At 33.7% G+C, this 13,622-nt stretch carries 10 protein-coding genes and 1 CRISPR repeat array (1 of these 11 cut by a window edge); all 10 genes read left to right on the forward strand.

Going from position 1 to position 13,622, the window contains the following annotated elements; all coding sequences use genetic code 11:
• Positions 1 to 44: 44 nt before the first annotated feature.
• Positions 45 to 509 (forward strand): QueT transporter family protein, encoded by a 465-nt coding sequence (locus Gferi_RS15600; RefSeq protein ID WP_069978066.1) that lies wholly within the window; start codon positions 45 to 47, stop codon positions 507 to 509.
• Positions 510 to 740: 231 nt separating this feature from the next.
• On the forward strand, positions 741 to 1,697 hold the full coding sequence (locus Gferi_RS15605) for a helix-turn-helix transcriptional regulator (protein ID WP_069978072.1): 957 nt from the start codon (positions 741 to 743) through the stop codon (positions 1,695 to 1,697).
• 65 nt (positions 1,698 to 1,762) lie between these two features.
• Positions 1,763 to 2,491 (forward strand): CRISPR-associated endoribonuclease Cas6, encoded by a 729-nt coding sequence (gene cas6 / locus Gferi_RS15610; protein WP_069978074.1) that lies wholly within the window; start codon positions 1,763 to 1,765, stop codon positions 2,489 to 2,491.
• 39 nt (positions 2,492 to 2,530) lie between these two features.
• On the forward strand, positions 2,531 to 4,297 hold the full coding sequence (cas8a1, locus tag Gferi_RS15615) for a type I-B CRISPR-associated protein Cas8b1/Cst1 (protein WP_156782412.1): 1,767 nt from the start codon (positions 2,531 to 2,533) through the stop codon (positions 4,295 to 4,297).
• Position 4,298: 1 nt separating this feature from the next.
• Positions 4,299 to 5,210 carry a type I-B CRISPR-associated protein Cas7/Cst2/DevR gene (gene cas7i / locus Gferi_RS15620; RefSeq protein ID WP_069978078.1) on the forward strand — a complete coding sequence of 304 codons (912 nt, stop codon included), beginning with the start codon at positions 4,299 to 4,301 and terminating at the stop codon, positions 5,208 to 5,210.
• Positions 5,211 to 5,213: 3 nt separating this feature from the next.
• Entirely contained in the window at positions 5,214 to 5,891 is a 678-nt protein-coding gene (gene cas5b, locus Gferi_RS15625; RefSeq protein WP_069978083.1) for a type I-B CRISPR-associated protein Cas5b, read from the forward strand.
• A 29-nt stretch (positions 5,892 to 5,920) separates the two neighbouring features.
• Positions 5,921 to 8,167, forward strand: a complete 2,247-nt coding sequence (locus Gferi_RS15630; protein WP_069978085.1) for a CRISPR-associated helicase/endonuclease Cas3 — start codon at positions 5,921 to 5,923, stop codon at positions 8,165 to 8,167.
• A 30-nt stretch (positions 8,168 to 8,197) separates the two neighbouring features.
• Positions 8,198 to 8,722: a CRISPR-associated protein Cas4 gene (gene cas4 / locus Gferi_RS15635; RefSeq protein WP_069978087.1), complete on the forward strand. Its 525-nt coding sequence runs from the start codon at positions 8,198 to 8,200 to the stop codon at positions 8,720 to 8,722.
• Complete coding sequence (gene cas1b / locus Gferi_RS15640; protein WP_069978089.1) at positions 8,719 to 9,699, forward strand: type I-B CRISPR-associated endonuclease Cas1b; 981 nt, start codon at positions 8,719 to 8,721, stop codon at positions 9,697 to 9,699. Before cas4 ends, cas1b begins: the two co-directional genes overlap by 4 nt.
• A 1-nt stretch (position 9,700) precedes the next feature.
• Positions 9,701 to 9,964, forward strand: a complete 264-nt coding sequence (gene cas2, locus Gferi_RS15645) for a CRISPR-associated endonuclease Cas2 (protein ID WP_069978091.1) — start codon at positions 9,701 to 9,703, stop codon at positions 9,962 to 9,964.
• A gap of 183 nt (positions 9,965 to 10,147) precedes the next feature.
• A CRISPR array of direct repeats spans positions 10,148 to 13,622; the repeat unit is 29 nt; unit sequence GTTTTATCTGCACTACGTGAGATGTAAAT (it continues 172 nt past the right edge of the window).

A 13,622-nucleotide genomic window follows, 5' to 3' on the forward strand; every position in this document is an offset into this window, starting at 1 on the left:
TCGCAATTATCCTGACTTAAAACAAAACTACGGAGGGTTGAAAAATGAAAAAAACAGTATTTTTGGTGCAGGCTGCACTGATCGGGGCGATCTATGCCGTGATTACCATTGCTTTTGCACCCATTAGTTATGGGGAGATCCAGGTGAGGATTTCTGAGGCCCTGACGATCTTGCCCTTCTTTACACCGGCGGCTATACCGGGATTGTTTGTAGGTTGTATCGTAGCCAACATCTACGGTGGCGGAGGACCTGTGGACATTGTATTTGGCAGTCTGGCAACACTGCTGGCGGCATTTTTGTCCTATAAGGTGCCGAAGAAGTGGATGGTGCCGATTCCGCCGATTGTTGTGAATGGGATCGTAGTAGGGTTTATATTAAACTATTTATATCAGGTTCCCTTACTTGCTGCAATGGGCTGGGTAACATTGGGTCAGACGATAGCATGCTACGGGTTAGGTTATCCCTTGATAGGACTGCTAGAGAGATATAGAGATAAGATCTTTAGATAAAAACAGAGGTTGGACGAAAGTCCGACCTCTGTTTTTTATGTGAAGACCTTAAACTAAAGATGTATTAGAGAAATATAGTATAAAGAAGGATCAAGAATAAATGGTTAATAACGGACTTTTGTAGATAATTTGGAATTTATGTATATTAGTGGAGGATAAAAAATATTTCAGTCGAAATAATTACATATGCTTGGGTTAACGAAATAAAAAGGAAAGCAGGTGCTTTTTCTAATGAGCTCCATAGGAAATGCTCTGAAACTATACTTATTGCTTCAAAGTAAAGGTAAAATGAAAATAAGGGATATAGCAAAAGAATTAGAGGTTGATGAGAGAACCGTAAGAAGATATCGGGATGACTTAGAACAGGCAATGATATATATAGACTCACAGGCAGGAAAACATGGTGGATATTATCTTCACAATGACAATTATCTTCTTGGCCTCAATTTGACTTGTGAAGAATATTTGACATTTCTAATGATAAAAGAAGAACTGGAAAAATCAAACCATGTTGTTTTGAAAGACTATGATTCTGCATTGCAAAAAATTCAACAAGTGTATATAAGTGGGAAAAACGAAAAAGACAGGATCAATATTTTTAATTTCATCGCGAAAGGAACAAAAGCAAATATTAACATAAATGAAGAAAGGAAAAAATTGATCGATATCCATGCCGCTGCTTTAACCAAAAATAAAATACAAATTCAATATACTTCTTTGAGTTCAGGTTTGACAGAAAGAATTGTAAGACCCTATGCAACGATACAGTACAAAGGAGATATGTACTTTACAGGATACTGTGAGAGAAAACAAGCTATTGCAGATTTCAAGCTATGCAGAATACATGAATATACCGTTCTTAATGAAAAGTTTTTAGCGGATAAATCTTTTGATCTGGACGAGTACATGAAAAATTGCATTGGTATTTTCAAAGATGATGAAATCCATATCAAATTGAAGGTATATCATCCAATGTCACAGATCGTGAAAGAAAAAATATGGGTAGAAAATCAAATCATCACAGAAAATGAAGAAGATCATTCTATTATATATGAGGCAACGATGAAAGGGGTTGAAGAGATTAAGAGTTGGATTTTGAGTATGGGAAGCAAGGTGAAAGTAATCAGTCCTCAATTCCTAGCGGATAAAATAAAAAATGAAATAAAAAATATGCACAAAATTTATTAAATTTTATTATGTGCTGATATCTGACCAGGTTGATCAGTACAATGAAAATATGAGGAGGTGAAAAAATGCGTCTAAAATGTGAATACAAAGCCAGCAAAATACCCATTACCTACCAGATGATGTTTGTAAGCCTAATCAAGGAGGCTTTGAAAATTTCAGATAGTGATTATTTTCAAAAACTGTACAAGTATGGAGATGCGGCAAACAAACAGAGCAAGAATTTTACCTTTGCCGTATACATGAAAGATTACGAAATTGCAGATGAAATATTTAGCATCAAAGATAAAGTTGTATTAAATATCAGTTCACCGGATTTAGAATTTATGATTAAGGTATATAATGGTTTGCTGAAGCTCAATCAGTTCAAGTATAAAGACTATTTATTAAACAAGATCAGAATAGACTTAGTGAAAGAAAAAGAAATTACAAGCAGTGAAGTAATGTTAAAAACTCTATCTCCCATATGTATCAAAACAAAAAATCATCGATTTATGAAACCGGAAGATGAAACCTATGTAGATGAATTGAACTACATTGCTGATATTGTACTGCGAAACTATCGTGGACAAGGATTACAAGAAAAACTGGATTTTATACCTTTACAGATGAAGAAGACGGTTGTTAAAGAAGAAATCAGAGACTACAAAGCTAATACAGGAGACAAGCATTTACAGATCCATGCCTATGCAGGCACTTTTAAACTAAAGGGTAATGTAGATGATCTAAAAGATTTATATGCATTAGGGATCAGCTTTAAGAGAAATCAGGGATTTGGAATGGTGGAGGTGATTTAACTGAAACTAAAATTGTATTTGAATGATTGGTTTATTAATATGGGATTGATTGGCTTTATCAGGATTTTGAAGGAAGCAGGTAAAATCGATGATAATGACATAAAAAAGATGAAAAACAACTATATAGAATTCAACAGTGAATTATTAGAGGATTTTCATAAAAACTATTTTGACTATTTTCTAAAAAGATATGATATATCCGTTCGGGAATGTGAAAAGATTGACCGATATCTGTTGATCGCTCAGAAGGAAGATAAGTTTAAAAATGCTACTGATTGGATAAAAGGGGTTGTAGATAATAATCGTAAAAAGATAAAGGGAAAGCTTGAAAATAAGGTATTTGAACAGCAATTTGATGAAATTTATAAGAACCTCAGCAAAATTAAGAAAGCAGATCAGATAGAAGAATTAAAGGACAGCGTTTCACAATTTAAGAAACTTATGACAGTAAAAGATGTAAATAATAAATTGTCAATTAATTTTGTAAGAAGTATTTTTTCCAAACAGTATTTTGGACAAGCTAGTTTTTTACAAAAGCCATGTGCTGCTAAATCTGTAGAAGAGCAAAGTGAGATAATGTTCAGAGATTATATAAAGCCTGTGATTGGGTTGAGTGAATTAATGGATCAGAGCAAAGACATTGACGCATTGAAGATGAACCTTGAAAATGAATTGAAAGACAGTAGTCTGTCAAAAAATTATGAAAAAATGTTAAAAACGATATCTGGACTTGCCAAAACAAGGGATTCATTGGAAGCGGTCAAAAAATGTTTTTATGAAGATATGCTGTACTGCTCCGTATGGGAAAATTTCAGAGCAACCAATGATTTCACAGAAGGCGTTTTCGCACCTCTTGCAGTCAGTAATAACAATGCAAAAAATTATATGTGGGATTTTTGTACATTCTATCCTATCAGCGATATAGCAAAGCTTATATTGCTTTGTACTCCTGCCGGTACTGTTGATATGCAGGATGAGTATTTTGGATTTGTAAATCTAGATACAGATGTATATGAATTATTCAGACAGAATGAAAACTTAAGACTTAAAAAAGAAGAAGATAATGTTTTTGAGAGCTTGATATATGATATTGTCAGTGAGGCAAGGGAAAAGAGTAAGTGGATGCTTCAAAATATATTGTTTATAGAGTTTAAAATGGATATAGACTCTAAAAATTGCAAATTAAACTACTTTAATATCCCTAAAAATGTGGCCTCGTATTTCAAAAAGCACGCACAAAATGATTTAGGTGAAATAAAAGACAAGACGTTTAAGAAGGACCTCGTTGCATTAATGTTAGATAATAAGACTATCAAGACCATAACGTATCAATACAATGAGAAAAGTAAAGGTAAAGAACAGATTGCCAATAATATTGAGCGATTGATAGAAGTCAAGTTGAGAAGTATTATCTCTTCCGAAAAATACTCGGCGTATGATGCCCTACTGGCTACCATAGCAAAACATAAGTTTAATAGAACGAAGGAAGGGTGTGAAAAAGTGGATAGTAAGAAAATATGGGTTATCTACAAGAGCGGACAAGAATTGAATACTTATTTCAAAAGAAATCAATCAGAGAACAAAATTCAGGGAATCGCATATCGTCTTTTAAATGCAAGCAAGGCAGGTAATAAAAAGGAATTCTTGGATTCGCTATTAAGGATTTATATGACTGCAGGTAAAGAAGTACCTTCAATCTTTTTAAATGTAATGCATGAACAAGATTTAGAATTTGAAACGGTTGCCCATGCATTTGTATCCGGATTAATCTCAAGTGAAAATCATGGTGTAAAGGAGGATAAATAATATGGCAAAAGGACTTTCAATGACAGTGATTTTTCAAGCTGGTTCATTAAATTACGGTGAAGGAATCGGAAATATTTCGGAATTAAAAAAATTAAGAAGAGGAAACGGAAATGTTTATACCTACGCATCGAGGCAGTGCTTGAGATATGATATTGCAAGACTGGGACACGAATTATTTAGTTGGAATCTGCAAGTTGTTGATAAAAGCAAAGGAACAATGCAGTTTAAAGATGAGTATACAATTAAAGATTCACCGGAAATGGATTTATTCGGTTATATGAAGACAAAAGCTAAAGGAGACAATGAAAAAGGTGGAGCAGATACTCGATCCGCTGCGGCAAGGATAAGTCATGCAATATCAGTAGAACCATATAAAAGTGATATGGACTTTATGACAAGTAAAGGACTTGCCGATCGTATCCATGAACAATGTGACCCTGTCAATGTGGAACAGCATCAAAGCTATTATACATACACCATTACAATTGACCTGGATAAGGTTGGGGTAGATGGAAAGGTTATATTAGATAATTCTGAGAAACAGAAAAGAGTTAAGGAACTGCTTACGATCGTAAAGCTATTAAATAGAAACATACGAGGAAGACAGGAAACATTAGCTCCGTTGTTTGTAATAGGTGGTATTTATGATATAGCAAATCCATTTTTTCAAGGAAGAATTGATTTAGAAACCAAAGGCGATAAATATTCTATTAAAATAAAGCCAATAGAAAGTGCTTTAGAGACAACGCTATTTGACAAGTCCATCAAAGAGGACACAATCATCGGTATGGTTGATGATATATTTGCCAATAAGGCTGAGTTCAAAAAAATTCTACCTAATCAGGTGCTGTCTGTGGAGAAATACTTTAAAGCTCTAGAAGAAAAATTAGATGAAATTTATCATCAGAGGTAGTATATGAAAGTTTTAAAACTAAAGCTATTTCAAGAAACGGCATGCTATAAAAAGCCTTTTGCATTCAAAGTAGGGGAAACTTACCCCTTACCGCCATATTCAACAGTAAAAGGCATGCTTCATAAAATTTTAAAGGTAGAAGAAGGATCGCCACCAGTACCGATGAGGATTTCTATTCAAGGCAATTATGAAAGCAAATTTGTGAATTATCAAAGTATGTATTTTTTTAAGCCAAATGAAACAACAAAAATGCCATTAAATATACATCTTTTGTATAATGTGCAATTGATTATACATGTAGATGCAGTAGAAGAAGTCTTAAACCGTATTGTTGAAGGACTGAAGAACTTAGAGGAACATTTGAGTTTGGGACGAAAAGAGGACCTTGTGAGGATTGATGAAGTAAAATATGTTGAAGTAAAATCATATGATCCAGATTTAGAGGGAGAGTCATTCATTATTCAAAACCCTATATATATTCCTGTAGATTCTTTGCCTTCTGATGTAGATGGTATTAATTATAGATTAAATTGGAAGTACAATGTAGTGAATGGACTGAGACAATGGGATAAAATTGATGTCAAATATGTAGAAGAAGGTACAGAGATAACAGACGAAGTACAAGTAGATAATGACGGGGAGCCTGGAGATTTGATTTATTTTAACACCACACTTATCTAAGTGTGGTGTTTGCTCAAGGAGGTTTATATATGATGATATATGCAAAGTCAAAACCTATTGAAAGTTTGAAGGAGCATACAGATAAACTAATTCGAAATTATTATCTTCTTCAAGAATGCTATGGAAAGAAAATACAGAATCCTAAAATGTGGAATATGTTGTTAACAGCGGTACGATATCATGATGCAGGAAAAATCTATTGTCAATTTCAAAATAAAATTATTGAGAATATACGTAAAGAATATAAAGCGGAAATTCAAGGAGTAGAACAAATTGTTGATTATGATTTACCACATAATTATTTATCCCCTGCGTTTTTACCTCATTTTAAAGATTTAGGTCTTTCAAAGAAAGAATTTCAGGTGTTAGTTCAAGCTATTGCCTATCATCATGAAAGGAATCAAGAACCGGATACTTTAAAAATAAGAGACATTATAGAACAAGACTTACAATATAAGATAGAGAATGTAAGAAATGAATTGTTAGTAGAGGTTCCAGACAAATTAATGTCTCAATACACGGCATATATTTCATCCTTAAAACGCATAAAATCAGATGATGAAAATTACTTTCTGTATGTCTTAATTAAAGGGTTGCTTCATAGAATTGATCACTCTGCTTCTGCATCTTTACAAGATTATTTTGAAGAAATAGAAAGAGATGTGAATAAAAATGTAGCCCAATATACTTCAGACTATTTGACAAGGAAAAACTATCCGTTGAGAGATGTACAGATATTTTCTCAAAATAATAAAGAAAAAAATTTAATTGTGGTTGCCTCTACGGGAATGGGTAAAACAGAATCTGCGCTGTTATGGATAGACAATGATAAAGCGTTTTTTACTCTGCCCTTAAGGGTCAGTATCAATGCTCTGTATGATAGAGTAACAAAAAAAGAAGATATAGAGAAGAAAGAAGATGGCATGGGCTATGAATATACAGGATTGCTCCATTCAACGAGTATGGACCACTTAGATGAAGCGGGCTACGAAAATTGGGAAGAAATATATGATCATTCAAGAATATTGTCAAGCAAACTGACGTTTACAACGATAGATCAAATCTTTAAATTTCCTTTTAAGTACCGAGGATATGAAAAGTTGTATGCAACAATGGCTTATTCTAAAGTAGTAATTGACGAAATACAAGCATATAGTCCGGATATAGCAGCAGTATTATTAAAGGGATTAGAAATGATACATCAGATAGGTGGAAAATTTATGATCATGACAGCAACTCTCCCTAAGCTATATATTCAAACCTTACAGGAAAGAGGTGTATTAACTCAAGATGACTTTGTGATGGGAGAATATTTGAGTGATAGGATAAGACATAAAATTGAAGTTAAAGACAAAGCCATCATGAGTGATATTGATGAGATTATCAAACGAGGAAAGGAGAAAAAAGTACTTGTTATAGTAAATACGGTGGATAGGGCAATAGAACTTTACGGAGAGCTGTCGAGAACAGGAGAAGCGGATGTATATTTGCTGCATTCTCTATTTATACAAAAGCATAGGAGCTATTTGGAAAGACAGATTAAAGACTTTGCAAATATGTCAGACACAAAAGGCATCTGGATTACAACACAGATTGTGGAGGCATCTCTGGATGTAGATTTTGACTATTTATTTACGGAATTATCTGCGTTGGATAGCTTATTCCAACGTTTGGGAAGATGCTATAGAAAGAGGAAATTTGATTTAAGCGAGCCTAATGCTTATATTTACACAGAAGAAGTAAAAGGCATAGGTACGATTTATGACAAGGATATTTGGAATATGGGCAAAGCAGCAATCACGGAATACAACTTTAAAGAATTATCAGAGCGTGATAAAGTGAACATGGTGGATCATCTTTATTCAGAAGAAAATCTAAAAGAGACAAGATTCTTAAAGACATTCAAAAATGCTCTTAGTTTTTTAGATACAAACAATGATTATGAACTATCTTCTAACGAGGCACAGCGAGTTTTGCGAGATATTGAAAGTATAAATACGATACCAAGAGAGATTTATGAAAGCATTGATGACTTGCTTCAGAAGTATAAAGCTGAAGCTGATAAAAACGAAAGGAAAAGATTGAGAAGAGAGATTAGCAAGTACACTGTAAATGTTCCCCTTTACAAGGTAAAAAAGAATAAAGGCGCTGTGAGTCCGATAAACATAGCAGGGCTAGAAAATTTTGTGATTTTGGAAAGAGAGTATGATTTTCCCGAAGATATTATGAAGGGAAAAGGTGTCATTGTAGACGAGGCTCTATCCAACATGTTTTAGTAGAGAATTGTATACTCAGAAGGTGATATTATGGACTATGATTTTGAAAAACTAAAAACCCAAGGTACAAAGGTAAACTATTACTATATCTGTAAACGAAAGCTGTGGTTTTTTGATAAGGGAATTTCCATGGAGGATAATAGTGATCGAGTGTTGCAGGGAAAGATCCTTCATGAAAGCTCATATCCCAGGATTGAAACAAGGGAGATTTTGATAGATGATATGTTGAAAATCGATATCATGGATAATGACTTTATTCGAGAGATTAAAATCTCCAGTAAAATGACTAATGCTGATTATATGCAGACAGTTTACTATCTATACTATTTAAAACAACTGGGGATCAAGAAAAAAGGAATGATCAATTACGTAAAGGAGAGAAAAAGGGAAGAGATTGAATTAACAGAGGAATTAGAAAAGGAAATTGAGAAGACTCTAATTGATATTAACGATATCTTGTCTCGGGACAAGCCTCCTAGACTTGAAAAACTACCTTATTGTAAAAAGTGTGCTTATTACGGATTTTGTTATATTAAAGAGGATGATGATAAATGAGTAGGGATTATTATATTTTTAGTAATGGAAGAATCATGAGAAAGGATAATACCATATATTTTGAAGATGCTATTGGTGCTAGAAGGGCATTGCCTGTTGAAGATGTAGACAAAATACATTTCTTTGGAGAAACAGATCTAAACAGCAAATTATTGAACTATGTGTCCAAATACGGAATTTTGCTAAATTTTTACAACTACCATGGATTTTATACCGGTACTTTTTATTCCAGGAAAAAGAATGTATCCGGTTTTTTACTGGTCAAGCAGGCGGAACATTATAGCAATTTAAGTAAACGGTTATATTTAGCAAAATCTTTTATTGATAGTGCAGTGTTTCATATCTTAAGGAACTTAAGAAATTATGCGGGAACAGAAGAATTTATTGAAAAGATAGAAACTGAGAGAAACAATATATATAAGTCCAGTCAAATTGATGAATTGATGGGTACTGAGGGAAGGATTAGAAAAATATATTATGAAGCTTTTAATAAAGTCTTGAAAAATGGATTTTGCTTAGAAAAAAGACAGAAAAGGCCTCCCACAGATCCCGTAAATGCTCTCATTTCTTTTGGAAATAGTATGATCTATACGACAGTTCTAGGAGAAATCTATAAAACTCAACTAGAACCCACTATCAGCTACTTACATCAACCTTCAACAAAAAGATTCTCCCTTAGTCTAGATTTGGCAGAAATATTTAAGCCCTTGATTATTGATCCAATTATATTTCGCCTAGCCAATAACAGAATGATCACAGAAGATGATTTTGATGAAGAAGAAGAGGTATGCTTTTTAAACGAACAAGGAAAGAAAAAGTTCTTAAAAGAATTTGAAGCAAAGTTGGAGACAACCATTACACACAGAAAATTAGGTCGAAAAGTATCCTACAAAACATTTATACGGCTAGAGTGTTATAAGCTGATTAAACATCTTGTAGACGATGAAATTTATAAACCGCTGAAAGCTTGGTGGTAAAATGTTTGTTATAGTGACTTATGATGTAGGTGAAAAAAGAGTAAATAAGGTACGCAAACATTTAAAAAAGTATTTGATATGGGTGCAGAATTCTGTTTTTGAAGGGGAAATAACAGAAGGAAAACTGGAGAAATGTTTGATGGAACTAAGTAGAAAAATTAATAAACATGAAGATTCGATCTATGTTTATAAAATAAAAATACCTAGTCAAATTACAAAGGATATCATTGGAGAAGAAAAGAATGTTGATGATATGTTTTTATAATTGCAGTAAACCACTATTTTTTAGAAAGTATTTAAATGTATTGAAAAAGCTCGAATTTGAATGTGTTGTTACAAAATTAACATACATTATATAAGGTTTACTGCAACAAAGTGAGTTTTAAACAGTTCTCAAAGCAACGCAAATCGGCTAAAATGAATATATACAGCTATTTTAGTTTTTGGGGTTTTATCTGCACTACGTGAGATGTAAATTCGTGTAATCTGAGCAAACTTATTGAAATGTGGCTGGTTTTATCTGCACTACGTGAGATGTAAATTTAAGTAAAGGATGTGGATACTGTGGATATTGGAGAGTTTTATCTGCACTACGTGAGATGTAAATGAATACTACATAATTGACATGGATTTTGCAGGCAAAGTTTTATCTGCACTACGTGAGATGTAAATGTTAGATGATGGTTATATCACCTTCTTCGATCTATTCGGTTTTATCTGCACTACGTGAGATGTAAATCTGGAACTCTCCCTGCTTCCACATTGACCCCAAGTGTTTTATCTGCACTACGTGAGATGTAAATTATAAACATAATGAGAAATGGTATTATGACAAGCAAGTTTTATCTGCACTACGTGAGATGTAAATTATAATAGCAGCATACTGAAGCATGATATTATCCCAGTTTTATCTGCACTACGTGAGATGTAAATTAAATGCGACAGCTCTTATGTATGGTATAGGAAGGTAAGTTTTATCTGCACTACGTGAGATGTAAATTCGGCATGGGGAGAGATCGGACGAAAGTTGATGATTCGTTTTATCTGCACTACGTGAGATGTAAATTGCTTTTGTTCCAATTTGGAGTGATTCTGAAAATAAGTTTTATCTGCACTACGTGAGATGTAAATCTGATACTTAGTGTAGGATACAATACCCTTAGGTACGTTTTATCTGCACTACGTGAGATGTAAATCTATATATTTCTTTTTTATTTACATTCTTTTCATTCGTTTTATCTGCACTACGTGAGATGTAAATTAGTTCTCCTGTCGTAAAGGCGAACCATGCACCGATTGTTTTATCTGCACTACGTGAGATGTAAATTCGTATCCAACCTTTTCAACTAGCTTACATACCTTTTCGTTTTATCTGCACTACGTGAGATGTAAATCAAGCAGAAGAAAGGGCAGTGGCAGAGGAAAGGGCATGTTTTATCTGCACTACGTGAGATGTAAATGATGCTAACTCGAGAATTTCATCAGTATCTCCTTCTGCGTTTTATCTGCACTACGTGAGATGTAAATTAATATCTTCCACTTTATTCACCTCCTTCCAGGCTTGGTTTTATCTGCACTACGTGAGATGTAAATTATTTTGCAAGGCTTTTACAGTAGCTTCAAAAGCTTCGTTTTATCTGCACTACGTGAGATGTAAATCAATCTTTTTTAGCAAATGCATTTTCTAACTTACTCAGTTTTATCTGCACTACGTGAGATGTAAATTTGGAAGATTGATAAGGTTAAGGATAAAGACGTACAGTTTTATCTGCACTACGTGAGATGTAAATTTAGATTTGTATTAACTTTATTTTCTTGAATGTCTTTGTTTTATCTGCACTACGTGAGATGTAAATGTTAAAACCTTGTTAAGTTTTTTATTCATTCTATTAAGTTTTATCTGCACTACGTGAGATGTAAATTATAGAGTCTTTTCTAATTCTTTTATATATCTTTTCGTTTTATCTGCACTACGTGAGATGTAAATTTAGTCTAGCTCATAAGCGTCAGCATAAAAAAAGGCAAGTTTTATCTGCACTACGTGAGATGTAAATTCCTAGGCCTTTGCTGTTCCATGCTTCTATCCATCTGTTTTATCTGCACTACGTGAGATGTAAATTGGGATTATCAATATATACAACATTCGGAAGGAAATGAGTTTTATCTGCACTACGTGAGATGTAAATTAATGATCTATGATGGAAATATTCTTATTTGGAATTTTGTTTTATCTGCACTACGTGAGATGTAAATCAGCGATAGCAAGGGAAAGGCATGAGAAGCGAACAAGTTTTATCTGCACTACGTGAGATGTAAATTTGATTAGCCGGCGCAGGAAGCCCTCTGTTGAGTTTACAGGTTTTATCTGCACTACGTGAGATGTAAATATTAAACAGCAGCCTAAACAAACTAAATTTCATACACCAGTTTTATCTGCACTACGTGAGATGTAAATTGTAAAACTACTAGAATATGTCACATTTTCAGCCAAGTTTTATCTGCACTACGTGAGATGTAAATGTCTTCACTAACCTTATGATAAGGACGATCTTTTGTAGAGTTTTATCTGCACTACGTGAGATGTAAATGAGTTTAAGGACCCACAAGCAGGTTTCACCTTCCAGAGTTTTATCTGCACTACGTGAGATGTAAATAAATAGAAAGGTTCTTGATCTTTCAGATATGGTTTTGTTTTATCTGCACTACGTGAGATGTAAATAGGATAAGGATGGAAAATTAGCTCTTGAAGTTTGTACAGTTTTATCTGCACTACGTGAGATGTAAATAGGGTAGTAATGGATACACATCCGCATTGCAGATGCGTTTTATCTGCACTACGTGAGATGTAAATTAATTCTCTATAGGAAGGAGGTATCCTGCATATTTCGTTTTATCTGCACTACGTGAGATGTAAATGGGTGCAACAGAGATTATTACTGGTGAATTCATCAAGTTTTATCTGCACTACGTGAGATGTAAATCGGAAGATAATGAACCGAGGATTTTTTATGCTCAAAGTTTTATCTGCACTACGTGAGATGTAAATTAAGTCAGAAGCTTCTGAGAAAGTCATAACATCATGGTTTTATCTGCACTACGTGAGATGTAAATCTCAACTTGGGATACACTAAACAATATCACTAAGTATGTTTTATCTGCACTACGTGAGATGTAAATCATAAAGATTGGAATTATGTGATTTTTTATAATAATTGTTTTATCTGCACTACGTGAGATGTAAATTATATTCGCTCCCTTTATGTATGGTTGCCGAGTTTCGTTTTATCTGCACTACGTGAGATGTAAATATACCACAAACACCATACAATCACCAAAAAGTATACAGTTTTATCTGCACTACGTGAGATGTAAATCGAATATCCTTCTTCGCACCATATGGCCTCTATTGGTTTTATCTGCACTACGTGAGATGTAAATCTGTCTTTCCCCATACAACAATTCTGAAAAAATCTGCGTTTTATCTGCACTACGTGAGATGTAAATATCATAAGCATTATCAGGTCTAACGCATCCACTTCGTTTTATCTGCACTACGTGAGATGTAAATTGAAACATGATAAATTGCTCCCGGGTAAACAGGTCGAGTTTTATCTGCACTACGTGAGATGTAAATTAAAAGAACTTGGTAAGACAAATAGTAAAAAAGATAGGTTTTATCTGCACTACGTGAGATGTAAATTACAAACATATTCTATAAGATCATGGATGCTTACTTGTGTTTTATCTGCACTACGTGAGATGTAAATGGGGTAACAAAAGCAGATACAGAACCAGAACTCGTATGTTTTATCTGCACTACGTGAGATGTAAATATGTTTCGGCAGAAGTGGCTTGACTTTTTTACGCAACGTTTTATCTGCACTACGTGAGATGTAAATGGTATTACCACCTGCATCAGTAGC

This window comes from Geosporobacter ferrireducens, from assembly GCF_001750685.1.
GTDB classification, from domain to species: domain Bacteria; phylum Bacillota; class Clostridia; order Peptostreptococcales; family Thermotaleaceae; genus Geosporobacter; species Geosporobacter ferrireducens.

Excerpts from the sequence above, each read along its gene's own strand:
- Gferi_RS15600 (WP_069978066.1), top strand. The coding sequence starts at position 45 with ATGAAAAAAACAGTATTTTTGGTGCAGGCTGCACTGATCGGGGCGATC.
- Gferi_RS15605 (WP_069978072.1), top strand. The coding sequence starts at position 741 with ATGAGCTCCATAGGAAATGCTCTGAAACTATACTTATTGCTTCAAAGT.
- cas6 (WP_069978074.1), top strand. The coding sequence starts at position 1,763 with ATGCGTCTAAAATGTGAATACAAAGCCAGCAAAATACCCATTACCTAC.
- cas8a1 (WP_156782412.1), top strand. The coding sequence starts at position 2,531 with ATGGGATTGATTGGCTTTATCAGGATTTTGAAGGAAGCAGGTAAAATC.
- cas7i (WP_069978078.1), top strand. The coding sequence starts at position 4,299 with ATGGCAAAAGGACTTTCAATGACAGTGATTTTTCAAGCTGGTTCATTA.
- cas5b (WP_069978083.1), top strand. The coding sequence starts at position 5,214 with ATGAAAGTTTTAAAACTAAAGCTATTTCAAGAAACGGCATGCTATAAA.
- Gferi_RS15630 (WP_069978085.1), top strand. The coding sequence starts at position 5,921 with ATGATGATATATGCAAAGTCAAAACCTATTGAAAGTTTGAAGGAGCAT.
- cas4 (WP_069978087.1), top strand. The coding sequence starts at position 8,198 with ATGGACTATGATTTTGAAAAACTAAAAACCCAAGGTACAAAGGTAAAC.
- cas1b (WP_069978089.1), top strand. The coding sequence starts at position 8,719 with ATGAGTAGGGATTATTATATTTTTAGTAATGGAAGAATCATGAGAAAG.
- cas2 (WP_069978091.1), top strand. The coding sequence starts at position 9,701 with ATGTTTGTTATAGTGACTTATGATGTAGGTGAAAAAAGAGTAAATAAG.